Annotated in this window: 24 protein-coding genes; 12 read left to right on the top strand and 12 right to left on the bottom strand. The window is 68.2% G+C overall.

Annotated features, from left to right (window positions below; all coding sequences use genetic code 11):
* Positions 1 to 7: 7 nt before the first annotated feature.
* A complete protein-coding gene (locus AB0N89_RS06010) occupies positions 8 to 628 on the top strand; it encodes a PadR family transcriptional regulator (protein WP_364200666.1) in 621 nt (206 codons plus the stop codon).
* Between the two features lie 41 nt (positions 629 to 669).
* Positions 670 to 1581: a hypothetical protein gene (locus AB0N89_RS06005; RefSeq protein WP_364200665.1), complete on the top strand. Its 912-nt coding sequence runs from the start codon at positions 670 to 672 to the stop codon at positions 1579 to 1581.
* A gap of 3 nt (positions 1582 to 1584) precedes the next feature.
* Here AB0N89_RS06005 and AB0N89_RS06000 read toward each other — a convergent pair whose 3' ends face one another.
* Entirely contained in the window at positions 1585 to 2796 is a 1212-nt protein-coding gene (locus AB0N89_RS06000) for an amidohydrolase family protein (RefSeq protein ID WP_364200663.1), read from the bottom strand.
* A 195-nt stretch (positions 2797 to 2991) separates the two neighbouring features.
* On the opposite strand from AB0N89_RS06000, the gene AB0N89_RS05995 reads away from it, so the two are divergent.
* A complete protein-coding gene (locus tag AB0N89_RS05995) occupies positions 2992 to 4515 on the top strand; it encodes a nucleobase:cation symporter-2 family protein (RefSeq protein WP_364200662.1) in 1524 nt (507 codons plus the stop codon).
* A gap of 18 nt (positions 4516 to 4533) precedes the next feature.
* Here AB0N89_RS05995 and AB0N89_RS05990 read toward each other — a convergent pair whose 3' ends face one another.
* Entirely contained in the window at positions 4534 to 5100 is a 567-nt protein-coding gene (locus tag AB0N89_RS05990) for a helix-turn-helix domain-containing protein (protein ID WP_364200660.1), read from the bottom strand.
* A 59-nt stretch (positions 5101 to 5159) separates the two neighbouring features.
* On the opposite strand from AB0N89_RS05990, the gene AB0N89_RS05985 reads away from it, so the two are divergent.
* The 3 genes from AB0N89_RS05985 (at position 5160) to AB0N89_RS05975 (ending at position 7652) form a co-directional block, all read left to right on the top strand.
* Entirely contained in the window at positions 5160 to 5855 is a 696-nt protein-coding gene (locus AB0N89_RS05985; protein WP_364200658.1) for an SDR family oxidoreductase, read from the top strand.
* A gap of 128 nt (positions 5856 to 5983) precedes the next feature.
* Entirely contained in the window at positions 5984 to 6187 is a 204-nt protein-coding gene (locus tag AB0N89_RS05980) for a cold-shock protein (RefSeq protein ID WP_364200656.1), read from the top strand.
* Between the two features lie 211 nt (positions 6188 to 6398).
* Positions 6399 to 7652: a lipase family protein gene (locus AB0N89_RS05975; protein ID WP_364200654.1), complete on the top strand. Its 1254-nt coding sequence runs from the start codon at positions 6399 to 6401 to the stop codon at positions 7650 to 7652.
* A gap of 41 nt (positions 7653 to 7693) precedes the next feature.
* Here the strand turns inward: AB0N89_RS05975 and AB0N89_RS05970 are convergent, their stop codons facing one another.
* The 4 genes from AB0N89_RS05970 to AB0N89_RS05955 are packed head-to-tail and all read right to left on the bottom strand — an operon-like array spanning position 7694 to position 13272.
* Positions 7694 to 9055 carry a DUF4407 domain-containing protein gene (locus AB0N89_RS05970; protein ID WP_364200652.1) on the bottom strand — a complete coding sequence of 454 codons (1362 nt, stop codon included), beginning with the start codon at positions 9053 to 9055 and terminating at the stop codon, positions 7694 to 7696.
* Positions 9045 to 10295 carry a hypothetical protein gene (locus tag AB0N89_RS05965; RefSeq protein WP_364200650.1) on the bottom strand — a complete coding sequence of 417 codons (1251 nt, stop codon included), beginning with the start codon at positions 10293 to 10295 and terminating at the stop codon, positions 9045 to 9047. The genes AB0N89_RS05970 and AB0N89_RS05965 overlap by 11 nt, the downstream gene beginning before the upstream one ends.
* Positions 10292 to 12322, bottom strand: a complete 2031-nt coding sequence (locus AB0N89_RS05960; protein WP_364200648.1) for a hypothetical protein — start codon at positions 12320 to 12322, stop codon at positions 10292 to 10294. Before AB0N89_RS05960 ends, AB0N89_RS05965 begins: the two co-directional genes overlap by 4 nt.
* On the bottom strand, positions 12319 to 13272 hold the full coding sequence (locus AB0N89_RS05955; RefSeq protein ID WP_364200646.1) for a bacterial transcriptional activator domain-containing protein: 954 nt from the start codon (positions 13270 to 13272) through the stop codon (positions 12319 to 12321). Before AB0N89_RS05955 ends, AB0N89_RS05960 begins: the two co-directional genes overlap by 4 nt.
* Before the next feature lie 177 nt (positions 13273 to 13449).
* On the opposite strand from AB0N89_RS05955, the gene AB0N89_RS05950 reads away from it, so the two are divergent.
* Positions 13450 to 13665, top strand: a complete 216-nt coding sequence (locus AB0N89_RS05950; protein WP_364200644.1) for a DUF397 domain-containing protein — start codon at positions 13450 to 13452, stop codon at positions 13663 to 13665.
* 103 nt (positions 13666 to 13768) lie between these two features.
* Here the strand turns inward: AB0N89_RS05950 and AB0N89_RS05945 are convergent, their stop codons facing one another.
* A complete protein-coding gene (locus tag AB0N89_RS05945; RefSeq protein ID WP_364200643.1) occupies positions 13769 to 14650 on the bottom strand; it encodes a helix-turn-helix transcriptional regulator in 882 nt (293 codons plus the stop codon).
* 452 nt (positions 14651 to 15102) lie between these two features.
* Here AB0N89_RS05945 and AB0N89_RS05940 point away from each other — a divergent pair, with 452 nt between their 5' ends.
* A complete protein-coding gene (locus AB0N89_RS05940) occupies positions 15103 to 15747 on the top strand; it encodes a GNAT family protein (RefSeq protein ID WP_364200641.1) in 645 nt (214 codons plus the stop codon).
* Here the strand turns inward: AB0N89_RS05940 and AB0N89_RS05935 are convergent.
* Positions 15737 to 16384, bottom strand: a complete 648-nt coding sequence (locus AB0N89_RS05935; protein WP_364200639.1) for a response regulator transcription factor — start codon at positions 16382 to 16384, stop codon at positions 15737 to 15739. The two genes, AB0N89_RS05940 and AB0N89_RS05935, sit on opposite strands and share 11 nt — an antisense overlap.
* Positions 16381 to 17583, bottom strand: coding sequence for a sensor histidine kinase (locus AB0N89_RS05930; protein WP_364200637.1), 1203 nt, complete (start codon positions 17581 to 17583; stop codon positions 16381 to 16383). The genes AB0N89_RS05935 and AB0N89_RS05930 overlap by 4 nt, the downstream gene beginning before the upstream one ends.
* 138 nt (positions 17584 to 17721) lie before the next feature.
* Between AB0N89_RS05930 and AB0N89_RS05925 the strand changes: the two genes are divergently transcribed.
* On the top strand, positions 17722 to 18810 hold the full coding sequence (locus AB0N89_RS05925) for an alpha/beta hydrolase (RefSeq protein WP_364200635.1): 1089 nt from the start codon (positions 17722 to 17724) through the stop codon (positions 18808 to 18810).
* On the opposite strand, the gene AB0N89_RS05920 is transcribed toward AB0N89_RS05925, so the two are convergent.
* Complete coding sequence (locus AB0N89_RS05920) at positions 18807 to 19763, bottom strand: SDR family NAD(P)-dependent oxidoreductase (RefSeq protein WP_364200633.1); 957 nt, start codon at positions 19761 to 19763, stop codon at positions 18807 to 18809. The two genes, AB0N89_RS05925 and AB0N89_RS05920, sit on opposite strands and share 4 nt — an antisense overlap.
* A 55-nt stretch (positions 19764 to 19818) precedes the next feature.
* Between AB0N89_RS05920 and AB0N89_RS05915 the strand changes: the two genes are divergently transcribed.
* Positions 19819 to 20211 carry a MerR family transcriptional regulator gene (locus AB0N89_RS05915; RefSeq protein ID WP_364200631.1) on the top strand — a complete coding sequence of 131 codons (393 nt, stop codon included), beginning with the start codon at positions 19819 to 19821 and terminating at the stop codon, positions 20209 to 20211.
* Between the two features lie 111 nt (positions 20212 to 20322).
* Positions 20323 to 21309 (top strand): MCE family protein, encoded by a 987-nt coding sequence (locus AB0N89_RS05910; RefSeq protein ID WP_364200629.1) that lies wholly within the window; start codon positions 20323 to 20325, stop codon positions 21307 to 21309.
* A gap of 156 nt (positions 21310 to 21465) precedes the next feature.
* On the opposite strand, the gene AB0N89_RS05905 is transcribed toward AB0N89_RS05910, so the two are convergent.
* Positions 21466 to 21888, bottom strand: coding sequence for a hypothetical protein (locus AB0N89_RS05905; RefSeq protein WP_364200627.1), 423 nt, complete (start codon positions 21886 to 21888; stop codon positions 21466 to 21468).
* Positions 21881 to 22246, bottom strand: coding sequence for a hypothetical protein (locus AB0N89_RS05900; RefSeq protein ID WP_364200625.1), 366 nt, complete (start codon positions 22244 to 22246; stop codon positions 21881 to 21883). Before AB0N89_RS05900 ends, AB0N89_RS05905 begins: the two co-directional genes overlap by 8 nt.
* A gap of 426 nt (positions 22247 to 22672) precedes the next feature.
* On the opposite strand from AB0N89_RS05900, the gene lanKC reads away from it, so the two are divergent.
* The gene (gene lanKC, locus AB0N89_RS05895; RefSeq protein ID WP_364200623.1) at positions 22673 to 25216 is read left to right on the top strand and encodes a class III lanthionine synthetase LanKC; all 2544 of its coding nucleotides are present in this window, start codon (positions 22673 to 22675) and stop codon (positions 25214 to 25216) included.
* The last annotated feature ends 37 nt before the right edge of the window (positions 25217 to 25253 follow it).

Genomic DNA, 25253 nt, shown 5'->3' with positions numbered 1-25253 from the left:
TTACTTCGTGACCGGACAACCGAACGACGAGGAGACGGACACGGCGACCGTCCGCCGTTCTCCGTTGGCCATGGCCGTCCTGCTTCTCCTCGCCGTCGAACCCAAGCACCCGTACGGGCTGCGCCGGCGGATCGTCGAATGGGACAAGGACCGTGTCATCAATGTCAGTCAGCGAAACGCGATCTATCAGACGATGCGACGGCTGGAGCGAGACGGGCTGATCGCCGTGCACGAGACGGCCAAGGACGAGAACCGTCCGGAGCGCACCGTCTTCCGCACCACCGAGCGCGGTGTCCAGGTGTCCAGGGAATGGGTGCGCGACATGCTGCGTGTCCCCGCCATGGAGTATCCGGAGTTCCCCGCGGCGCTGGCGTTCCTGGCTTCGATCTCGAGATCCGACGCGGTGGCCGTGTTGCGCGAACGGCTCGAAACCCGCGAACGGAGCCTCGCCGGATTCGAGACCGAGATCGACGCCCGGCTGGCCGATTTCGACGGGCCGGTGGACCCGATCCACCTCGTCGACGCGGACTACCAGCGGGCCATGGCGAGCGCCGAGATCACCTGGTTGCGACGGACGCTCGAAAAGCTGGAAGCCGATCAGCTGAAAGGTTTCGCCGGCGGCACCTGATCGGTGAACAACCTTCGCGGCGGCCGGAACGTCTCTTGATCATGGACGTGAAGAACGCAGTTCGCCGTGTCGTCGCCCTGTCGGCCGCTCTCGGAGCCGCGACGGTGGTGGTCGCCGCGCCGGCGTCCGCTGCCGACGACCAGGTGGTGACGACGGTGAGCGAGGCCGACCGGGCGGCGGCGCTGGCGCACTGGACGCCGGAGCGGATGCGTCAGTGGGTGGGTGACGAGAACTTGCCGCCCGCGGAGAAGATCGGCCGCGAATGGGAGGGGCCGGTGCCCGCGGGGGTCGGACGGCTGTTCTTCACCGCCCAGCCCGGGGTCGACGGCTCCTGCACGGCGACGGTGGTTCCCAGCTCCAGCAAGGACGTGGCCTTCACCGCCGGGCACTGCGTGAACGGCGGGCTGGACCGGTTCGACAACCCGATCAAGATCGTCAACGTCGTCTTCGTCCCGGGTTACGACCACGGCGAAGCGCCGCACGGGGTGTTCGCCGCCCGGGCCTTCGCCTGGTCCAGCACGTATTCGGGGCCGATGAGCGGGTCGGACGACGACGCGGTGCTCGCCCTGGATCCGATCGACGGTCATCACGTCGCGGACGTCGCGGGCACCCAGGACATCTCGTTCGGGAAGCTTCCGTCCACTGTGGACACGACCATGCTCGGCTACCCCGTTTCGCAAGCGGCCGCCGGTGAGGCGTTGTTCTCCTGCGAGCGGCCCGCCACGTTCGAGGAGAACTCGGTCAACGCGACGTGGAACACCGATTGCGACCTCGCGGGCGGCTCCAGCGGCGGGCCGTGGCTGCGGGACTTCGATCCCGTGACCGGCAAGGGCACCATCTTCAGCGTCACGAGCCGGGGGACGATGAACGAGGACGGCGTGACGACGGACCTCAGCGGCGCCGCCTTCACCGAGCCCGTGCGGAAGCTGTACGAACGAGCCGGCGAGCTCTGACCGTCAGACCTTCAGCACCGAGAGGCCGTCCGCCACGACGACGCCGTCGTGCAGCACCGTGCGGTCCTTGCCGCGGTCCATCACCGCGCTCGTCGGGGTTTCGCCGTCCACCAGCAGCAGGTCGGCGCGGTCGCCCACGGCCACGCCGGGCCGGTCGGCGACGCTCGCCAGCCGCGGGACGTCGTGGCTCAGGATCGAAGCGCCGCCCATCGTCGCGACGGCCAGAGCCATCTCGATCAGGTCGTCGCGGCGGTAGCCGTGGGTGAAGGCCAGCTGCCAGGTGCGGTCGAGCAGGTCGCAGTTGCCGTACGGGCTCCAGTAGTCCCGCTGACCGTCCTCGCCCAGGCCGACGCGCACGCCCGCGGTCGTCAGGTCCGCCAGGGAAAGCTGGCCGTCGGTGGACGGCGCGACGGTCGCCATCGCGATGTCCAGTTCCGCGAACGTGTCGATCAGGCGGCGGCTGACCGATTCCGAGATCGACCCCAGCTCGTACGCGTGGGACAGGGTGACCTTGCCGCGCATGTCCAGCGCGCGGACCCGCTCGATCACCAGATCCGTCGAGAAGACGCCCAGGTGGCCGGGTTCGTGCAGGTGGATGTCGACCTCCACGCCGTACTTCTCGGCGAGGCCGAACACGACGTCGAGATGTCCCTTGGGGTCCTTGTCCAGCGAGCACGGGTCGATCCCGCCGACGACGGTGGCGCCCGAGCGCAGCGAGGCCTCCAGCACGTCCACGGTGCCGGGTTCGCGCAGGATCCCGGCCTGCGGGAACGCCATGATCTCGACGTCCGCGTGCCCGGCGAAGCGCTCCTTCGCGGCGAGGACGGCGTCGAGTTTCTCCAGCTTGCAGTCGACGTCCACCTGCGCGTAGGAGCGCACCCGCGTGGTGCCGTTGGCGATCATCCGCTCCAGCGTCCCGGCGACCCGCTCGGGCAGCGGGACCTCGGCGTCGCGCCAGTTCTCGCGGTCGTTCAGCATCATCGCCCACACGCCCGGCGCGCCGGTGTGCGGCCGGAACGGCAGGCCGACGCGGGTCGAATCCAAGTGGACGTGCACGTCGCTGAACGACGGGAACAGCAGCCGCCCGCGCCCTTCGACGGTGTCGGGCGCCGGAGCGGCGGCGGGGTCGTGCGGCCGTATCGCGGTGATCCGGCCCTCGGCCACTTCGACGTCACTGCGCTGTCCACCCCAGGGGCGGACGTCCCGGATCAACACTGAGGACACCTTTCTCGACAAGCCCTATTTGGTATACCAAAGCGACTTGCCTGGATGCAACGGTCAGGTGATCCGCGCCATCCGGATTCGAAGATCACCCCGCCGAATTCGGGTCTTGCCGTTCTGCTATGCGGAAGTTAACCTCCGCAGATCGAAATTGCCCGGCATCGCTCGCTTCTACCGAGAGGCGGATCCATGGTGAAGAGGACGCAGACGGCAGCGGCCGCGAGGGGTGGGCCCGAGGACGAACGGCTCGGGATCGGCAAGAGTTTCACCTACGGCTTCCAGCACGTCCTGACGATGTACGGCGGGATCATCGCGCCGCCGCTGATCATCGGCGGCGCCGCGGGCGTCTCGCCGTCCGAGATCGGGCTGCTCGTCGCGTCGTGCCTGTTCATCGGGGGTCTGGCGACGATCCTGCAGTCGTACGGCGTGCCGTTCTTCGGCTCCCGGCTGCCGCTGGTCCAGGGCACCTCGTTCGCCGGTGTGGCGACGATGACCGCGATCGTGGCCGACGGCGGACTCCCCGGCGTCTTCGGCGCGGTGATCGCCTCCTCGGTGCTCGGCCTGCTCATCACGCCGGTGTTCTCGCGGCTGGTGAAGTACTTCCCGCCGGTCGTCACCGGGACGGTGATCACGGTGATCGGGCTCAGCCTGATGCCGGTCGCGGCGAAGTGGGCGATGGGCAACAACGACAAGGCGCCGGACTTCGGCTCGGTCTCCAACATCGGGCTGGCCGCGCTGACGCTGACGATCGTGCTGGTGCTCAGCAAGGTCGCCGTCCCGGCGATCTCCCGGCTCTCGATCCTGCTGTCGATCGTGGTGGGCACCGTGCTGGCCGCCCTGCTGGGCAAGGCCGACTTCTCCAAGGTCACGGACGGCCCGATCTTCGCGCTGCCGACGCCGTTCAGCTTCGGGGCGCCGACCTTCGACATCGCCGCGATCGTCTCGATGTCCATCGTCGTGCTGGTGACCCTCACCGAGACCACGGCCGACCTCCTCGCGGTGGGGGAGATCGTCGGGACGCGCGTCGGCAGGCGCCGGATCGGCGACGGCCTGCGCGCCGACATGGCGTCTTCGGCGATCGCGCCGGTCTTCAACGGCTTCACCCAGAGCGCGTTCGCCCAGAACGTCGGCCTGGTCGCGATCACCGGCGTCCGGAGCAGGTTCGTGGTGACCGCCGGCGGCGTGGTCCTGCTGGTCCTCGGGATGCTCCCGATCCTCGGCCGCGTGGTCGCCGCGATCCCTTATCCGGTCCTGGGCGGCGCCGGTCTCGTGCTCTTCGGCACGGTCGCGGCGTCCGGCATCAAGACGCTGTCCAAAGTGGACTACGACGGGAACCTGAACCTGGTCATCGTCGCGGCTTCGGTCGGTCTGGGCATGGTCCCGATCGCGGTCCCGGACTTCTACCACCATTTCCCGGGCTGGGTCGGCACGATCTTCCACTCGGGGATCAGCTCCGCCGCGCTCCTGGCCGTCGTGCTGAACCTGGTGTTCAACCATCTGAAGCCGGGCAAGGCGGGCAGCGACCCGTCGGTGTTCGCGACGGCGACCCGGGTGATCGACTACTCCGACCTCAAGGCCTTCTCCCGGCTCGAAAACGGCGACAAGATCGTCGACGGCAAGATCGTGGACGCCGAGGGCAAGCCGGTCCCGGTCCAGGACGCGGACGGCCGTCCCGTGCAGTACCGGCTCGGCTCGGAACCGGAAGCGCACTGACGTCGCGAGGGCCCGCGGTCAGGCCCTCGCGCGGAGACCGTCGACCAGGATCGACAGCAGCCGCGGGCCGCGCGTGTCGAGTTCGGCGTCGTCCAGCCGGGTCAGCCAGCTGATGAGGACGATGACGTCGCGCGCCTCGGCGTCGGCGCGGAGGCTGCCGTCCGAGCGGCCGGCCGCCAGCAGCAGTTCCACCGCCTCGCCGATCGGGCCGAGGCTGTGGGCGGCGAGGTCGCGCCACGTCGCCGCCTCGACGGCCGCGAACACGTCGCGTTTCACCCTCGCGTAGGCGGCCACCCGGTCGAACCACGCCGCCAGCGCGTCCACCGGCCGGTGTGCCTCCAGCAGCCGCGGAGCCGCGGCGACCAGGTCCTCGACGTCGCGGCGGTACACCTCGGCGAGGAGGTCTTCGCGGGTCGGGAAGTGCCGGTAGAGGGTTCCCTGGCCGATGCCGCAGGCCTTCGCGACCGCGTTGAGCTTCAGCTCGCCCGGCTCGTGGACGAGCTCGCGTGCCGCTCGAAGGATCCGTTCACGGTTGCGCTGGGCGTCGGCACGTCGTGAAACGCCGTTCTCAGCAGAAGCGGACACGTGTCCGCTAGGGTGGTCGGGGTAACCGGACATGTGTCCACTCTAGGCGGAGGATGTTCATGACCCTTCACGGCAAGGTCGTCGCCGTCACCGGCGCCAGCAGCGGGATCGGCGAAGCGACCGCCCGTCACCTCGCCTCGCGCGGCGCGTCCGTCGTCCTCGGCGCGCGCCGCATCGACCGGCTGGACAGGTTGGTCGCCGAGATCGAGGCGGAGGGCGGCAAGGCGGCCGCCGTCCACGTGGACGTCACCGACCCCGGCGACCTGAAAGCCCTGGTCGACGTCGCCCTCGAACGGTTCGGCCGCTTGGACGTCTTCGTGGGCAACGCCGGGGTCGCCACGATCAGCCCGGTCGCCGACCTGGACGTCGAGGGCTGGGCGGCGATGGTCGACGTGAACCTCAAGGGGATCCTGCACGGGATCGCGGCCGCCCTGCCGGTGTTCCGCAGCCAGGGCGGTGGCCACTTCGTCTCCGTGGTTTCGACGGCCGGCCTGCGGATCGTCCCCACCCAGGCGGTGTACGCCGGGACGAAGAACGCGGTCCGGACGCTGATGGAGGGCCTGCGGCAGGAGAACACCGACGGGACGCTGCGGACGACGTCGATCTCACCCGGCTACGTCCGCACCGACTTCTCCGGCAACGCCGAGCTCGGGATCGACCCGAGGGCGGTCGGGAGGGCGATCGCCTTCGCGATCGAGCAGCCCGAGGACGTCGAGATCGGGGATCTGACCATCCGGCCGACTCGCCAAGGGTGACGTTGACCTGGGGATCTGTGGGAATTCGGCACGGGGAGGTGTGCAACGGGGCAAGACCTGCGAGAATGTTCGGCGAGATCTGGGCATCGAATGAGCTCAGACTCGCTATGAAGAGCAGGTAGAAAAGTATGGCTCAGGGCAGCGTCAAGTGGTTCAACGGCGAAAAGGGCTTCGGCTTCATCGCTCAGGACGACGGCGGACCGGACGTTTTCGTGCACTACTCCGAGATTCAGGGCAGCGGCTTCAAGACCCTGGACGAGGGGCAGCGCGTCGAGTTCGAGATCGGCCAAGGTCAGAAGGGCCCGCAGGCCCAGCGCGTCGTCGCCATCTGACTTTTTCCACGCCGAAGGCCTCCATCCGAACCGGGTGGGGGCCTTCGGGCGTTCCGGGGCCGGTCACGGTCATCCGGCCGCGGATCACAAAAACGCGAAAACGTGCGCTCAGTGAGCTGACAACGCTCGAAATCGCCGGTTGACGCCCTTCCCGGCTGCCTCCACTGTGGGTTCCTCTCGCCGATCCCGCGAGAGGAAACCGAACTCATCCGTGGAGTTCAGCATGCCTTTTTCCTGCCGGTTCCCCCGTCTGCGCGCGGTGACGTCCGGTGCGGTGACCGCCGGTCTCGCCGCCGCCCTGCTGTCCTTCGGCGCCGCGCCCGCCGTCGCCGATCCCGGTTTCTACGAGCCGCCGTCACCGCTTCCGCGGGGAGCCGACGGCGACGTGCTCAAGACGTTGCCGTCGCAGTTCACCGGAGCCAAGTCGACCAGGGTCATGTACCTGAGCCGGGACACCGCGAACCGCGCGATCCCCGTGACGGGCACGGTTCTGGTGCCGGACAAGGCATGGGGCGGGCCGGGGCAACGGCCGATCGTGGCGTACGCGCCCTTCACCGCGGGCATGGGCGACCAGTGCGCGCCGTCGAAGGCGCTGGCGGGCGAGGGCGGTGACTTCGTGTCGTCGTTCCAGAGTTCCTTCGTGACTTCCCTGCTGGACAAGGGTTTCGCGGTCGCCCAGACCGACTACCAAGGTCTCGGGACACCGGGCGAGCACACGTATGTGGTGCGAGAGGCCGAAGCGCACGCGGTACTCGACGTCCTGCGGGCGGCGCAGCGACTGCCCGGCACCGAGCTGTCGGCAGCGTCACCCGTCGGTGTCGCGGGCTATTCGGAAGGCGGCGGCGCTTCGGCTTCGGCCGTCGAACTGGCGCCCGCGTACGCGCCCGAACTCGACCTGAAGGGCGCTTATGTCGGCGCGGCTCCCGCGGACAAAGCCGTACTCGCGAAAAGCCTCGACGGCGGGATGTACGTCGGATTCCTGGGTTACTCGCTGATCGGCCTGAACGCGGCCTATCCGGAAGCCGGAATCCTCGACCTGGCCAACGACGCCGGCAAGCAGCTTTTCGACGAGGCGCGCACCACCTGCACGCTGGACGCCGTGTTCAAGTACATGTACAAGAACTCCAGCCAGCTGACGAAGGACGGGCGGCCGGTCTCGGCCTACCTGGAACAAGAGCCCTTCCGGGGGATCGTCGCGGCCAACCGCATCGGGACGCTGAAGCCCGCGGCGCCGGTGCTGGTGGAGCACGCGCCCAACGACGACGTCATCCCGTCGAGCATCGGCAAGCAGCTCGGCAAGGACTGGTGCGGCAAGGGCGCCGACGTGCGCTTCCAGGACATCCCGTCGTTCAGCCCGGTCTTCTCCCACGTCCTGGGCATCACCGCCGCCCAGGGCAACGCGGCGAACTGGCTGGCCGAGCGTTTCGCCGGGAAGCCGGCGGCGGGGAACTGCGGCCGGTTCTAGCGGGGCGGGCATGGGCGTCCCGGACGCCCATGCCCAGCCCGTTACCGTCTTTCCAGCTGTTCGGCCAGGCGATCGATCTGAGCGGTCAGCTCTTGCTTGCGCTTCGCCCGGCCCATGCGTTCCTCGTTGTCCATGTCGCCGGTCTTGGTGCGGAGCTTCTGTTCGGTGCGTTGCGCCAGGATGTCGAGGTCGACGCTGTCCCGGCGTTCGTAGAGTGAGACGTGCTTCGTGTGCAGGCGTTTCGCCGACTCCAGCTGCCGTGACACGAGGGTGTCGTAGCAGGTGGTGCCGCCCATGAGCTTGCTGAAGACCGGCATGCAGTCGATCGCGATCAACAGGAGCCGCAGCACCCATCCGGCGACGGACACGGCCGTGCTCTCGTCCGAGAGCCGGTCGAGCGCGTCGATCTCGTCGAGCAGACCGCGGTCGTCGAGGTTCGCCCGTTTCGCGTCGACCTTCGCGGTGATCGCCCGGCTGATCTCGGTCTCGCTGGTGGCTCTCGCGGTCGACAGCTGCCCGTTCAGCGCCGTCACCTTGTTGTTCAAGGCGACCAGGTCGGCGTGCTGCTTGTCGAGCTGGTTGTCCGTCCGGAACTGATCGGCCTTCTGCCGGTTTCGGAGGCATTCGCCGCCTTCGCCGCGATCCCCGGTCAACCCCGGCCCGGATTTACCGGCGCATTCGTCCCTCGCGAGTTGTTCGAGCTCCGCGTGCCTGCCGTCCAGCTTGCCGAGGGTGTCCTGCGTGTCGTTGCGCAGCCGGGTCGTGTCACCGAGTTCGGCCTGGATCGCGGCCGGGCTGTTCGGGATGTTCACCAGGTAACCGGCGCAGTCCGGGGTCCCGGTGGGTTCGCCGGTCGGCGGATTGCACCGCCGCAGCACGCCCTCGTAGTCCTCCACCACCTTCTTCCGGTGGTCATCGATGTTGTTGTGGATCGACGGCTGGAAGACCCACAGCACGAGCGGTTCGGCGATGGCCGCGCCGAGCAGCAGCGAGATGAGGATGCGCGGCAGGAACAGCCGGAGCTTCGAGACGTGCTGCACACCGTGCGTACTGGAGATCAGCCAGCCGTCGAAGGTCATGATGAGGTAGCCCCACAGCACACCGATCGGCAGCAGCAGCCACCAAGCGCCGTTCGTGACGCTTTGCAGTGCGACCACCAGGGACAACCCGGCGATCAGGCCCGTGTTCAGCACGATCGCGCCGAGCCTGGTGTACCTGGACCGTTCTTCCGGTACCCAGTCGAGGATGTCCTCGCGGATCCCGGCGAGCTTCCGCAGCCGCCTGGCGACGCCGAGAGCGGGCCGGACCGGCCGGTAGAGACCGACGGCGGAGTCGTTCGGCAGGGAGGACCGCGCCGCCGGATCACCGGTCGCGACGGGCGGGTCGGCGAGGTCAGTCGGCATCTTCTTCCCTCACCTCGACGTCGTCGACGCGGTCGTCGTCGGTCGGCTGCTCGGGCTTCGGCGGCAACTCGCCCGCCGTCGGACCGCCCTCCTCGTTGCGGAGAAGCTTGTTGACGACCTCTTCGAGCCTGAGGTTCGCCGTGTCCAGGGCTCCTCGCTGGGCGAGTTCCTTGATGATGGTGAGGTTCGCTTCGAGCTGACGGTTCTTGTCCTCGCGAGCCCACTCTTCGAGCCGTCGTTCGTCCTCGCGTTCGATGTCCATCCGGTGCGCGTGCAGACGTCGGGACTCCCGTTGGTCCTCGCGCTCCACCTCCCACTGGTTCCGGGTCTTCTCCTGCTCCCATTCCCGCTTTTCGCGGGAGTCCTCCCGATCCCATTCCCGCTTTTCGCGGGACTCGGCCCGGTTCGCTTCGAGCTGCTCCTGGTCACGGCGGACCATTTCGTCGGCGAAGTCCTTGGCGCTGATGTCGCCCCGGGAGAAGGCGAAGATCAACGCGCTTTCGGGCCCCGATTCCAGGGTTTCCCGTTCCTTCTCGTACTGGTATCGCTCGAAGTCGCGTTGGGTCGAGTCCATGTTGAGCGTGTGCCGCTGGGAACGGACCTCGTCGAAGTGCTTGTACTTCGTCTCGTCGTTCTGCAGCGTGTGCTGGTTCTCCTGCTCGCGCAAAGACTTGTGCAGCGCCGAGATCTCTTCCGGGGTCAGCAGTTCGACACTGGCGAGGTTCGCGCCGACTCCCACGAAGACGGGTGGGTAGATCGTCGTGAACGCCTTCACCTGGGCGTTGAGCTTCAACCGGGCCGAGTTGATCTCGGCGAGGGAGAAGTCGAGCCCGAGTTCGAACAGCCGGTGGTGTCCCTTGAGGTAACCGCGAAGTGAGGACCGAAGGTCCGGTGAGCCTTCCCTGACCACCGCCGCGGCGTCGTTGACCGAACAGACGAAGGTGACGCGAAGCGTGAACATCCCCGCGTCCTTCGACGGGATTTCCAGCTCCACCACCACTTCGACGTTCTGGGCCACGTCGACGAGGCTCACGTGCGAAGCGGCGATCACGTCGGGCGAGTCGAGCGGCAGCGCGGCGTTGTCCAGCACGTACTCCCCGCTGATGCGATAGACCAGGCGGTGGTTCGCGCTTCCCACCGGGATCTCGTCGAGGGTCCGGGTCCGTTTCGGACCGAACAGCCGCCGAGGTGCCACCGGCGTCAAGGTCCGCTGCTCGACAACCGGGTAGGGGACGTTCATCGGGTTTCCTTCCTGACCGTGTCTTCAGGGATGAGTGCTTTGAGCAGGGCGGTGAACAGGACGGTCACGACCTCGTCGTTCCCGGCCCGCTCCCGGTTCGTGATCCGGCGCATCTCCGCTTCGAGGCGGACCCGTTCGTCCGCGGTCATTTCGGCGGCGAGCGCGCCGCCGAGCCGCGCCGCCTCCCACGCCGGGTTTTCGTGATGGTCCGAGATGTCCTCGACCGCGTCGCGCAACGAGCGGATCGCGTTCCGTCGCGTCGGTGAGTTGCCCAGGACGGCGACCCACAGCTTCGCGACCACGCCGATGCGGCCGGGGGATTTCTCGAGGTAGCGCAGGAACGCGCGACGGTCTTTGGCGTCGTCCTTGATCGACAGCACGGCGAGCGCCGCCTTCATCGCGACGGCCTGCATGACGACGTTCCCGCCAGGGCCCCGGAAGCGCCTGAGCTTGCCCTCCAGCGACGTCAGCACGATGCCGGCGTCCGGGGTGTTGCTGGCCAGCGAGCTGAAGAGTCTCGCGAGCGCGAACGAGGGGTCGCCCGAGGACGTGTGCGGCTGGGTGCAGAGCTGCCACAGCCGGTTCATCGCCTCATGCGGGAATCGCCTGCCGAGGTCACCGCTGAAGGCCACCGCCGCGGTCCAGCGTTGCGCGGCGTTGCCGCTGTTGATCCATCTCGTCGAGGTCTGCAGCGCGGCGGGAGCCAGCTCGTTGCTGACGGCCATGGTGGACAGGACCAGGATGGCGACCCATTGGCCCCGTAGGCCGCGGTCGCCACGGGACCACGGTTCGAGGAGCGTGCGGACCTCGGCGAAGGCGACCTCGGCCAGGCGTGCGAGCCCGAACCCGACCCCGACGTCGAGGACGGCCATGCGGTTGAGCCAGTCGCGGACCGCGTCCCAGAACGCGACCTCCATCCGCTCCCACAACACGGCGAGGACGTGCCGGTGCAGTGAGTTCGAGGCGAAGGCCAGCTCGGTGCGCTGCCCGAGCTCCGAGGTGACCGTCCGTCGCACGATCAGGCTGTCCTCCCCGGTGAGCTGGTGCCGCCGCTGCGGGAGACTGATCTCCTGCGGGACGTCCTCGGTGCTTTCCGGCTCGGGCATGTGGGTGAGCAGATGCCGTTCGAGCGAGGCGAGCACCGATTCGAAAAGCCGGTCGTCGGAGCCGAGCGCGAAGGCCAGCGCGGTCACTTCGGCGATCTGCCGACGGCTCGGGCGCCGGTCGAACCACGCGTTCACCTTGCTCCGCGCGGTCTGGTCGAGATGCCCGACGGCGTTCACCATGGATTCGCCGTCGGCCAGCCGGGCCGCGAGTTCGACGACGTCCCGCATGCGGATCGAGCCGGCGAGTGCCTTCGTGAGGGTGTCCAGGTCGTCTTCGGACAGCGGCGCCGAGGTCCGCTTGGCGAGCACGTCGTCCGGTTGCGGCGGCTTCCACCCGACGTGCTGGACCGCGGCGATCGGCAGGGGTGGCGCGGTGGTCGTCGTGACCACCAGGTACGCGCCCGCTTTCACCAGCCGCTCGCGGACCACCCGCCACTCGAACTCCTGCTCGCTGGTGGAGGGAACGGCGATGTGGTCGACGAGGGCGTAGCCGGATCCCTGGTCGTAGTCCCGGTCACCGAGGTCGGCGAGGCGCAGCTGTGGCGAAAGGAGGATCAGGGGGCCGTCGGTCCGCTCCCTCAGCAGCACGATGGCGCTGGCCCGCTTCCCGACGTCCGCCGGGCCGTGGAGCACGACCGCGTTCTCGTTCTTCAGCGCCTTCGAAGCCATCGGGTAGCAGTCCGGGACCGCGTAGGCGGTGATGGCCTCGGCGATGTCCTGCTCGGTGACCCGCCCGGTCGCCCGGGCGCGGCTCGAGGAAGTCCTGTTGTCCACTCCGAACAGGGCGTTCTCGATGAACATCTTCGACGGCGAGAGGTAGGTCTGGACGTTGTTGACGGTCTCGGCGTCGAAGGTCGTCGCCGCGGGACCCTCTTCCTGGTCGGGGGGTTCCGGGTCGGCCTCGTCCGGCTCGATGGTCACCGGGACCTCCGGTTGTCGACGCCGAAGAGGATGTAGTCACCCGTGATCGATCCGCTGACGTTGTTGACCACCTGCGGTGCGGGGGCGGTCCGGTCCTGCTCGGTCTCGTCGGGGCGTTCCGTCGCGTCGGGCTTCTCGCCGACGTCGGGATCGCTGTCGGTGAAAGGGAAATCCTTGGGCTCGGGCACGAAGTCCTTGTCGTCACGCAATATTCTGGTTTGCAGGTCCAGCATCTTTTGAGGTACGTCCAAACCGTCCTCCTGCCGGCTCTTCTGGTACCGGTCGAAGGTGGTGAGCGCGTCCTGCTGCCGCCCCATCGTGTGCAAGGCGTACATCGTGAGACTCGCGATCTGGGTGTCGATCGGCTTTTCCTCGAAGAGCCGGATGAGATCCGGGATGTGGTGCTCGGCCCGGCCCAGCCGGGTGTCGGTACGAAAGAGCATCAGCTCCGCCCTTCTGCGCAGTTCGGACAGCGACTGTCGATCGGGGTCCAGCCGGTGGTCTCCCAGGCCGGACAGGGGTTCACCGCCGCAGCGGGCGAGGTGTTCGCGGAGCAGGTCGGCCGCGGTCCGCTCATCCAGTGTCTTGGCTTCGTTGAGCAGTTTTTTGAGCTGCCGAGAGTCCACTGCCTCGGCCGGGACCTTCAGCTGGCAGACGCCGTCGCGATTGACCAGGGCCGCGCCGAGGCCGAGCGAGGTGAGGTTCTGGCGAAGAAGCGTCATCGCGCGATGGAAGAGGTTCACCGCGGATTTCGGCAGTTCGTCCCACAAGTAGTCCAGCAGCGCGTCGCGTGAGACCGGTTTTCCGTCCGCCAGCAGCAACCTGGCCGCCAGGGCACGCTCCCGTTCTCCGCCGAGTGAATGGGTTTCCCCGTCGAGGCTCACCTCCACGTGCCCGTAGAGGTGGAACATGACGGCACTTCCCCGCCAGATCTCGAGCTCTTTCGTCATCTCTCGCCTTCGGCTTCCGTTGACACGAACGATCGCGGAACGGGATCGGATCGGCCGGATATCCAGCCGATCGTGCAGCTGGATGTGCAGTGGTCAGTGCGGCTGTTCGTACAGTTCCAGGGGCCAATCTGACTTCGTACGGCGGCAACGGGTCGCCGGAGAAATCAGGAGGATCTCATGAACGGGCACATCGAGGACTGGATCCGGGCGAACGCCACTTTCCAGAAGAGTAACCGTTGCCAGGAAGGGAAATGCGTGGAGGTGGTGAAGACCGAGATCATCGGTGTCCGCAACTCCGGCGATCCCGAAGGTCCGCTGGTGTTCTTCACCCGCGCCGAGTGGGAGGAGTTCGCCGCCGGAATGTTCGCCGGCGACTTCGACCACATTCTCTAGCGCGGGAAGAGATGGCCGGGATGGTCCGATCAGGGCCATCCCGGCCACTTTCCTCTCCCTCCCCGGCGAGGTCTTCGTTTTTCGAAAACAACGAGCTTGAATTCTATTGATTCGTATCTGTTCGAAGGTTCGAGGCGATGGAATCCAGGAATTTCCGTGCCTCGTCGTCGAAAATCGCCATCTGTCGGAGAAGCTGCCAGCGGGAGCGGTAGATCTGCACGTGCTTGGCCGTGCCGGTCCTCATCTCGCCGTGGATCATCTCGGCCACGACCGACGTGTCCTGATCACCGTCGTCGCCCTCGTAGATGTCGAAGCCGTGGGTCGTGAGCGTGGTGGCCGTCGTGTCGAGGGGGATCAGCCCGATCCTGACATTGCCCAGGGTGCTGAGCGACGCGATGCGGTCGAGCTGGGCCAGCAGCAAGGTGGTCGAACCCGGCCGCCAGCGCAGGGCCGACTCGGTGATGAGGAATTCGAAGTGGCGCTTCTCGTCGTAGAGGGCGAGCTGCCGGTGCACCCGTCTCGCGACCTCGGCACGGAGATCGTTGTCGGCGTATTGCCTGTGGAACAAGGTGATCACCCGGCGCGCGTACTCCGCGGTCTGCAGCAGCCCGGGGACGACGGAAGGCTGGAAGACCAGGATCCGGGTCGCCACTGATTCGTATTCTTCGGCGCCTTCCTGGAGGACGCCGGGTTCCTCGAGTGCTGAATGCCAAGGGTGCACCTCGTTGTAGGCCGCCTCGGTCAAGGCCGTCAACCTCTTCTGGGTCTCGACCGGCACGCCCAACTCCTTTCCCCACGCCGTGACCTCCGGAAGCGACGGGACGACGGCACCCGCTTCGATGCGGGACACCTTGGACTGGCTGATGCCGACCCGTTGTGCCAGATCCCGGCCGGAAACACCGGCGAGATCCCGCAGGCGCCGCAGCTCGGCAGCCAGTTGCTCTCGTCCTGTCGGCGCCGGGCCCAACTCGTCAGAGAAGTCCATGACGCTCTGAAATCTCCCGTCGGTAGGGCGACGGGGCGACTCGAAATGATTCGGTACGAGTCATTTCAGCAGTCCCGTCAGGCGGTGTCAAGCTTCGACGCGAGGCCAAGATCAACCACCGTTGGGCTACTCGTGGGTACGCGTATGCCTCAGTCGGCGCAGCGATCTTGGTGCTCGTTGACACACTGTAGCACAGATGATTCACTTTGATTCGAAATGATTCATCAAGGGTGACGGAGGAACTGATGCGCGTCTGGTTCACGCTCTCGTATGTCGCCAAGCTGATGTTCGCGGGATTCATGCTGGGACTCTTCCTCGGCCTCGCCCTCGCGGGGTAGGGCGGCCGGGGTGTCCCGTACGAGAGCGTGGCCGGGCTCATTTCGGGCCAACGGCGACGCGTCCCGCCACTACCGATATCGTCGTTGCATGCTTGTGATCGTTCGTGAGCACCCGTGCGGCCGGACGCGGTGAGCCACTCCGCCCCGGAGCCCGAGCAGGTCGGGCGGAAGGTGCGGTTGCGCGAGGTCGGCCTCCGGGACCGGCGGGTCCTGATGGGCTTCGACCGCGACATGGCCCGCGAGGCGTCGACGCTGCTCGGCGGCGGGCACCGGCACTGGGCCTCGCACCGTTCGGGTTCCGCGGGCGACGACATCCACTTCGGCATCGAGACGGTCCGCGGCCGGATGCTGGTCGGGTCGGTCTGCACCATCGGCGCCGACCCGGTGACCGGCCACTTCGGCTACGGCATCGGGATCGCCCCGCGCCACCAGCGCTGCGGCTACGCCACGGACGCGATCACCGTCCTCCTGGCGCATATGTTCGAGCAACGCGGCTTCCGCAAATGCGAGGTCAGCGTGTACGGCGGCAACCTGGCGTCGCTTTCCCTGCACGGCGGCCTCGGCTTCCGCGAGGAAGGCAGGCTGCGCGACACCGAAGTGGTGCGCGGCGAGATCAAGTACCTGGTGCGGATGGGCATTACGGCGGAGGAATTCGCCGCACGCCCGGTGGACGCCCTCGCCGACCTCGGGCGGCGCGGTCAGCACCGGCGGCCCCGGCGCGGCAAGCACTGGCGCGCGCCCGCCGCCGTCACCGGCTGATCAGCCCGGACTCGTAGGCGAAGACGACGGCCTGGACGCGGTCGCGAAGGCCGAGTTTCGTGAGGATGCGGCCGACGTGGGTCTTCACCGTCCCCGGTGAGAGAAACAGCTTTTCGGCGATCTCGGCGTTGGACAGGCCGCGCGCCAGCTGGTGCAGCACCTCGTTCTCCCGGCCGGTGAGCAGGGCGAGCCGGTCGTCCGGATCCGGGGCGGGCAGGCCGGTGACGACGCGGTCGAGCAGCCGCCGGGTGACGGTGGGCGCGAGGGTCGCCTCGCCGGCCGCGACGACACGGACGCCGGAGAGCAGGTCCGGCGCCAGAGCGTCCTTGAGCAGGAAGCCGCTGGCCCCCGCCTGGAGCGCGGCGTAGACGTATTCGTCCAGGTCGAAGGTGGTCAGGACCAGAACGCGGGCGCGATGGGCCGCGGCGATCGCGGCGGTGGCCTCGACGCCGTCCATCTCGGGCATCCGGATGTCCATGAGCACGACGTCGGGATCGAGGTCCGCCACCAGGGCGATGGCCTCCGCGCCGTCCCCGGCCTCGCCGACGACGTCGATGTCGTCCGCGTTGTCCAGGATCATCCGCAGGCCGGTGCGCACGAGCGCCTGGTCGTCGGCGATGACCACCCGGATCGTCATGACGGCAGGGTCGCGCGGACGGTGAAGCCGCGGTCCGCCCGCGGTCCCGCGTCGAAGGTGCCGCCCAGCACGTTCACCCGTTCCCGCATCCCTTCGAGGCCGTGCCCGGTGCCGGGCGGCGGTTCCGCCGGGACGCCGTCGTCGGACACCTCGATCGCCAGCACCCCGGGGTCGTACCGCATCACGATAGTCGCCGACGCGCCCTGGCCGGCGTGCTTAAGCACGTTCGTCAGCCCCTCCTGCACGATCCGGTAGGCAGCCAAGTCCACTGTGGACGGAAGTGGCCGGGGTTCCCCTTCGACCCGGAAGTCGACCGGCGTGCCCGCGGCGCGGACGTCGGCGACCAGCCGCGGCAGGCGTTCCGCGCCCGGCTGGGGTTCCCAATCCGGCTCGTCTCCCCCGAGCGCGCCGAGCAGCCGCCGGATCTCGCTCAACGCGGTCCGCCCGGTGCCGACGACGGCGTCCAGCGCCTCCCGGGATCGCTCGGGCCGCTTGTCCAGTTCCGCCTGGGCGCCCTGGGCCTGCAGCACCATCACGGAAAGCGCGTGCGCGACGACGTCGTGCAGTTCGCGGCTGATCCGGCCGCGTTCGGCGACCACGGCCAGCGCGGCCTGGGTGTCGCGCTCGCGTTCGAGATCGGCGGCCCGCTGTTCCAGCACCGACAGGCGGATCCGGCGCTGCCGCGTGTTCAGCCCGGCCAGCCATGCCACCGCGAGCGACAGCCCGATGCCCGGGAAACCGCCCCAGTCCTGGACTTGCCGCACGTCGGTCTCGGTGTCGAAGGGCGCCAGCGGATCGATGATGATGATCCGCGGCGGTCGCGGGCCCGGTTCCCGGGAATTCGCCTGGGACGCGTGGAACGACCATGCCGCGGCGACGAGCAACGCCGCCGCCAGCAGCGCCAGGGAGAGCCGCCGCGAGCCCCAAGCCGCCACGGAGAAAAGGCCGATCAACGCCACGACGTCGACCGGGCGGAGGTCGTTGCCCATGGCCAGATGAAGGAGGGAGACCGCCACGCCGGTCGAAAACGTGATCATCGGATTGCGATGGCGGACCAGCACGGAAGCCATGGCCACCAAGGAGGTCAGCCACCACTCGAAGCCCTCGGGGTCATCGGCGGAGACCACAGTGGACAGTCCGATGAGTACGGTCAACCCGAGGTCGACGGCCTTGGGGTGAATCCTGAGGTTGGCCAGCACCAGCCGAGCGTAAACCCGGATCGGACGCAGGGGATCCACCTCGCGGCAGACATCGGGATACGACCTGCGGCAGACGCGCGGATACGACATCCGGTCCCAGGCTGGGCGGAGCAAGATCCTCGACAGAACGGAATCCTCATGAGAAGGCTTCTCGTCGCAGTGGCCGCCCTCGCCGGCCTGGTGTCCCTCGCGAGCCCGGCTTCGGCGGTCCCGCGGCTGACGTTGCCGCCGCCGACCGGCTCGTATCCCGTCGGCTCCACCGACCTGTACCTGGTCGACCAGGCGCGCAAGGACCCCTGGGTGCCGACCGGGCCGCGCGAGCTGATGGTGTCGATGTTCTATCCGGCGCTGCTGCCGGTCGGCCCGAAACGGCCGTATCTCACGTTGGCCGAGGCCAAGATGTTCCTGACCGGATCGGGCCTGCCCGACATCGACCCCGCGCGGGTCGCCGGGATCCGGACCAGCGCCCGCGTCGACGCCCCGCCCCTGCCCGGGAAGCGCGCGCTGGTCGTCCTGTCGCCGGGGTTCAACAAGCCGCGCACCACGCTCACCGGACTGGCGGAAGAACTGGCGAGCAAGGGTTTCGTCGTCGCGGTGGTCGGCCACAACTACGAAGCCTTCGGCACCGCCTTCCCCGACGGCCGCGTCACCGACTGCGTCGCGTGCGGATCGGACTCGAAGCTGCTCCCGCCGGTGCGCGCCGCCGACGTCTCGTTCCTCCTCGACACGGTGACCAAGCCTTCGTCACCGTGGTCCCGGCTGATCGACCGGACCCGGATCGGCATGGCCGGGCATTCCATCGGCGGGTACAGCACGCCGGCCGCGATGGTCGCCGACCAGCGGATCCGGGCGGGGGCCGACCTGGACGGCAGGCTGTGGTCGCCGATCCCCGCGTCCGGGATCGACCGGCCGTTCCTGTTGCTCGGCCGCGAAAGCGAGTACACCCCGACCGGTCCGGACACGACGTGGGCGGGCAGTTGGCCGAACCTCACCGGCTGGAAGCGCTGGATCAGCTTCGCCGCGGCCGATCATCCGTCCTTCACCGACGTCGGGGTCCTCGGCGAGCAGCTCGGCCTGGGGGAGCCCGGCCGGCTCGGGGGTGTGCGCGGGATGCAGCTGACCAGGGCTTATGTGTCCGCGTTCTTCGGCAAGCACCTGCACGGTGGACGTCAGCCGCTGCTCGACGGACCGGTGGCGGCCAACCCCGAGGTCAAGTTCTGGAACTAGAAGGGGGAGACACCGGTGAGGTCGGCGGACAGCTTCCACAGGCGCGCGGCCTCACCGGCGTCGATCGCGTACGGGCGCACGCCGGCCCACTCGCCTTCCTCCTCGGCGATCTCGGCGACTTCGCAGTCCTCGCAGTACAACCCGCCCAGTCCGTCGAGCAGCGGGGACGTCGCGGCCCAGACCTGGGTGGCCGCGCCCTGCTCCGGCGACTTGAAATCCGGGTCGGCCTGGTTCCCGTGTTCGTCGATCCAGCCGCGCTCGACCATCTCCTCCGGCCGCAGATGCCGCTGCAGGGGAGTGAGGATGGCGCCCGGGTGCAGACTGAACGCGCGGACCCCGTGTTCGGCGCCGAACCTGTCCAGGTGCACCGCGAACAGCACGTTCGCGGTTTTGGCCTGGCCATAGGCGAGCCACCGGTCGTAGCCGAGCTCGAAGTGGACGTCGTCCCAGCGCATCGGCGAGGAATGGTGCCCGGAGGAGGCCACCGTGACGACGCGGGCGCCGCCGGACGCCGTCAGCGCCGGCCAGAGACGGCCCACCAAGGCGTGGTGACCGAGGTGGCAGATCGCGAAATGCGACTCCCAGCCGGGGCCGACCCGCCGTTCGGGCGCGGCCATGATCCCGGCCCCGGCGATCAGGAGGTCGATCGAGCGTCCCGTGTCGAGGAAGCGGCGGGCGAAGGTCTCGACGCTCGCCAGGTCGGCGAGGTCGAGCTCGCCGACCTCGGTGCCGGGGATCCCGGCGAGCGCGGCCTCCGCGTCGGCCGGACGGCGGGCGGGGACGACGACGTGCGCGCCGGCGTTCGCCAGGGCGCGGGTGGTTTCCAGGCCCAGGCCCGAATAGCCGCCGGTGACGACGGCGAGTTCGCCCGAGAGGTCGATCCCGTCCAGGACTTCCGCGGCGGTGCTGCGCGCGTCGAAGCCGGACCCGATCTTGTGCTGTGCGGTGCTCATGCGGCGAACGCTAGGAGCTAGAGGGCCCTCTAGGTCAACAGCTATCGTCGGCGAGGTGACGGAACTCGCGATCGGCCAGGTCACCGACCGGACGGGCCTCAGCGTGCACGCGCTTCGCTTCTACGAGAAGGAAGGGCTGCTCGCGGCGCCGGTGAAACGGGACTCGAACGGTCGCCGCGTGTACACCGAGTACGACGTCGAATGGCTGGTGAACTGCACGAAGTTCCGGGCGTCCGGAATGCCGCTCGCCACCATCCGCGAGTTCGCCGAACTCGTCCGGCAGGGGCCGGGAAACGAGGAGGAGCGGCTGGAGCTGTTGCGGGCGCATCAGGACACCGTTCGCGACCGGATCGCCGAACTGGCCGACTGCCTGGAAGTGATCAGCAGGAAGGTCGAGGTCTACGAAGAGCACGTCGCGCGGGGGACGGCGGACACGCTCTGGCGGTAGCTGTCAGTCCATAATGGACAGACGACACCACTCGATCGGTGCAACGTTTCGCCTGGCGACGGTCCCGAGCGGCCCCTAGAGTTTGCCGCTCGTGACCTGCGAGGTGAGACGATGAGGTCCTTCGGCGCGGTGGATCCGGTCAAGACGGCGCTCGCCGGTCTCACCACGATGGCGCTCGGGATGGCGGCCGCGCTCAACGCCGACGCCCTGCCGGTGATCGGCGGCGGCACGACCTATTCGGCCGAATTCTCCGACGCGGGCGGCCTGCGCGCGGACAACGACGTGCGGATCGCCGGGGTGAAGGTCGGCAAGGTGTCCGAGATCGACCTCGAAGGCGATCGCGTGCTCGTCTCCTTCCGGGTGAAGGACGCCTGGGTCGGCGACGCGACGAGCGCGTCCATCCGGATCAAGAACGTGCTGGGCCAGAAGTATCTGGCGCTCGATCCGCACGGCGAGGCGATCCTCGATCCCGGCGACGCGATCCCGCTGCGGCGGACGACCGCGCCCTACGACGTCCTTGAAGCGTTTCGGGATCTGTCGAAGACCGTCGACGCCGTCGATGTCGACCAGCTCGCGAAGAGCTTCGACGCCATCTCGGCCACCTTCGCCGACACGCCCGCCGACGTCCGCGCCGCGCTCGACGGGGTCTCGAAGCTGTCCGGCACCATCGCCTCCCGCGACCGGCAGCTCCGGACGCTGGTGGCGAACACGCGGCAGGTCTCCCAGACCCTCGTCGACCGCGACGCCGAGGTCCAGCGGCTGATCCAGGACGGCAACGCGCTGCTGCGCGCGATCTCCACCCGGCAGCAGGCGATCAAGGACCTGCTCGACGGCTCGAAACGGCTCGCGACCGCCCTCGACGGCATCATCGCCGACAACGACGCGCAACTCTCGCCGGTGCTCGAACAACTCGACCGGCTGACGTCGATGCTCCAGCGCAACCAGGATTCGCTGGCCAAGGGGATCGCCGCGTTCGCCCCGGCGATCCGGGTGCTCACCAACGTCGCGGGCAACGGGCGCTGGATCGACGGCTACCTGTGCGGGCTGATCCTGCCCTCGTTCGGCCCGCTCAACGAAAAGGGCTGCTTCGAGCAGTGACCGCAAGTCGTGACTCGCGTGCTTGAAGACGTGACTCGCGTGTTTGGAGGCGGAACTCGCGTGTGCGGCTTCTGAGCACGCGAGATCCGCCTCCAAACACGCGAGATCCGTGTTCGATCACACGAGTTCGGTGTCGCGGCACCCTGGCCTGTTCCGTCAGGGCTTGGTGCGCCGCAGCCAGAACAGCCCGATCACCGGCAGCACCAGCGGGATGAAGAGGTAGCCCTGCCCGTACACCGACCACACGGTGGCGTGCGGGAAGGCCTCGCGGTCGAAGAGGCTGAACGTGCCGACGGTCAGCACGCCGAGCAGTTCGATCCCACAGGCGACCAGCGCGATCCGCCACCAGTTCGCGCCGCGGCGCGCGAGGGCCACGGTGGCCAGGAGATAGACGATGGCCGCGAACGCGGAGAGCACGTAGGCCAGCGGGGCCTCGTGGAACTTGGTGCTGATCTGCACGGCGGCGCGCGAAGTCGCCGCCAGCGCGAAGATCGCGTACACGGCGACCAGGATCCGTCCCGGGCCGGAGGTCTTCTCCGGGTGGGTGTCCACCGTTCGCTCCTCGGTTTCTTCAGGCACTGGCGCCCGCCCAGACCTCGTGCAGCCGGAGCACCATCACCGGGATGGCGAGGCAGGCGATCCCGAGGATCGCGGTGCTCGACCGCGAGCGTTCGGCCAGCGCCCAGAACGTCCCGAGCGGGAGCACGACCAGGCTGCCGATCAGGTAGGCGAGATAGGTGGCCATGCTGCCCGGGCGGCCGCCGCCGATCAGCAGGACGACGCCGATCACGAGCTGGGCCACCAGGAGGAGTTCGACGACGGCGAGGCCGGCGAGCAGTGCGTTGTCCGGGAGCTTCTTGCGTGCGGACTGCACGAAACTCCATACCGCGACCAGCGTCGCGCAGATCGCGACGGTCATCGCGAAGCCTGTGATCACGCCCGCCTCCTTGCCTGCTCCACCGGCGACAACGTACCTCCGGGCCGATCACCGCCGACGGGCGACCGGTGGGGTGCGTGGCGGGGGCCACGGAGCGAGCAGTGGTCCAGACCTCCCGTGAATAGATCACGAAGCGCAGCGGATTGGCGCTCCGTCAATTCCGCCGCGCTCAATTGTGATCGGTGGCGCCACCTGGGATTACGTCGCACGTCCGTTCGTGTTACACACCGACCGGGTGGTTGAAATCCCTGGTGATCTTACGCTGGGTACCCCTACCATTCGGTAGGTTTCGAATTCACGTCCCTGAACAGCCCATCCGAACCCCCGGTATGGCGGATTGGCCGTTCGGTTTCCGGCGGGTGGAATATTCTCCATCGCGATGGTGCACATGGCCCATCCGATTGGTGCCGAAGGAGGGGGCGCTCGATGGACGTCCGGTACGAAGCGTATTGCTTCGCTGATCCACTGTTCTTCGACGAACAGCGGGAAACCGGGAACTCCGCCGATGATTTCGCCTCCCTGTTGCCCGCTCCCGAGTCGGGCTGGCGTTCCGGGGTGCGCGGAGTGTGGCGGATGATGCACCCTGTTGATCGCAACCTTCCCTTGCAGGGCTGGAAAATCCACGTTTCGGCCGGGTTGGGCAACGCCGAGCGAGTGCTCGTGAAGGTGCATGATCATTGTGTCGAGCACGACGTGTCCTACAAGCACCTGCGTTCGCGGACCACGCTGCTGGCAAGGAATTCTAAATACGCTCCGCGTGACGGAAGCGGGAAGTTACTGACTCTTTATCCAGCTGACAACAACGAGCTCGAACGCGTTCTCGCCGAGCTGTCCGTGAAGCTGGACGGGGAGCCGGGGGCTTACATTCTCAGTGATCTTCGGTATGGTGCCGGCCCGCTCTACGTCCGCTATGGCGGATTCGCAGAGCAATGGGTCGAACTCGACGGAAAACGTGTCCTGGCGGTGCGCAAACCGGACGGAACGTTGGTCCCGGACAAGCGGGAGCCGACCTTCTCCGTACCCGACTGGGTGACCATTCCGGAGTTCCTCGCGCCTCATCTCGCAGCTCGCAAGGGCGGCGGCGCGAACCAGTTCCCCTATCAGGTGAAAAGTTCACTGCACTTCTCCAACGGTGGCGGCGTGTACCTCGCCGACCGGAACACCGACGACGAGCGGGTGGTCCTCAAGGAGGCCAGGCCGTTCGCCGGCCTGGACCGCGATGAGATCGACGCCGTCGAACGCCTCCGCCGCGAGCACGAGGTGCTGGAGCGGCTGAAGGGCGTCGAGGGCGTCCCCGCCGCCTTCGACCGGTTCACCGTCTGGGAGCACCACTTCCTGGCGATGGAGTACATGCCGGGCCTTTCGCTCGGCAACTGGCTCGCCCGCAACTACCCGCTCACGCGGCGGGAAACCACCGAGACCGACATCGCCGAGTACACCGAACGCGCGCTGGCGCTGGTCCGGCGGGTGGAGAAGACGGTCGGATCGGTGCACGACCGCGGGATCGTCTTCGGTGACCTGCACTCCCTGAACATCCTGGTCGACGGGGACGACGACAAGATCTCGCTGATCGACTTCGAAATGGCGGCCGACGTCGAAAGCGGCAAACGGCCGGCGCTCGGCGCGCCCGGTTTCCGCGCCCCGCGCGACCGGAAGGGTTTCGAGGTCGACGAGTACGCGCTCGCCGTCCTGAAGCTGTGGATCTTCCTGCCGCTCACCACGCTCCTGGAGCTCGCTCCGGCGAAGCTGCGCGGGCTCGCGGACTTCGTCCAGAAGCGTTTCGCCGTCCCGGAGGGGTACGCCGACTCGATCGTCGAGGTACTCGCGCCCCGGAACGGCCCGCCGCTGAGCAGCGCGACCGAGCTGGATCAGGACGAACCGGACTGGGCGCTGGTCCGCAAGCAGATCACCGAGGCGATCCTCGCCAGCGCGACCCCCGAACGCACCGACCGGCTGTTCCCCGGCGACATCGAGCAGTTCCGCGTCGGCGGCGCGTGCTTCGGTTACGGCGCGGCCGGCGTGCTGCACGCCCTGAACGTCGTCAGCGGCGAGCGTCACCCCGAACACGAACGCTGGTTGCTGGACTCGATCCGCCGCGATCCGCCGAAACGACCGGGGTTCTACGACGGTTCGTACGGGATCGCGTACGTCCTCGACGAGCTCGGGTACCGGGACGAGGCCACCGAACTGCTGGCGTCGTCGGCGACGCTGGTCGAGCAGACCACCGACCACGGCCTGGAAGGCGGCCTGTCCGGGATCGGGCTCACCCAGCTGCATTTCGCGGTGACCCGCAAGGACAACGAGTTCGGCAGGCAGGCGCTCGCCACCGCCGTCCGGCTCGCCGAAGCGCTCGAGACCGCCGACCCGCCCGGCGACTTCGCCAGGGCCGGGTTGCTCAACGGCTGGTCGGGCGCGGCGCTGCTGTTCGTCCGGCTGTTCGAGCGGACCCGCGAAGAGGGCTGGCTCTCCTTCGCCGACCAGGCGCTGGAGCGCGACATCGAGGAGTGCGTCGAGTCCAACGACGACTCGCTGCAAGTCCGTGACGGCGAGACCAGGACCTTGCCCTACGCGGGTGTCGGCAGCGCCGGGATCCTCATGGTCGCCGAGGAGCTCGCGAAGCACCGTCCCGACGCGAAGGCGTTGAAGAGCCTTCACGGCCTGCGCGAAGCGTGCCGCGGCGAGTTCGTCATCCACCCCGGGCTGCTGTTCGGCCGGTGCGGGCTGATGACCGCGCTGGCCATGGGCGCCGAACCGGACCGGAAGATCCGCGACGCCATCGACCTGCATCTTTCCCGGCTGGCCTGGTACGCGGTGCCGTACAAGGGCGGCCTGGCGTTCCCCGGCAACCAGCTGCTGCGGCTGTCGATGGACGTCGTCACCGGCGGCGCGGGCGTCCTGCTCGCCCTCGCCGCGACCCTGGACGGGAAGGCCGCGCTGCCTTTCCTGTCCTCCCGAACTGCCGTCCACTGAGGACGGCGGACGTAAGAGAAAACTAGTGAAAGGGAAC

The organism is Amycolatopsis sp. NPDC089917 (assembly GCF_040684635.1).
In the GTDB taxonomy this organism is placed as follows: Bacteria; Actinomycetota; Actinomycetes; order Mycobacteriales; family Pseudonocardiaceae; genus Amycolatopsis.
The sequence above is the reverse complement of the archived record's forward strand: the minus strand, read 5'-3'. Positions and strand labels throughout refer to the sequence as shown.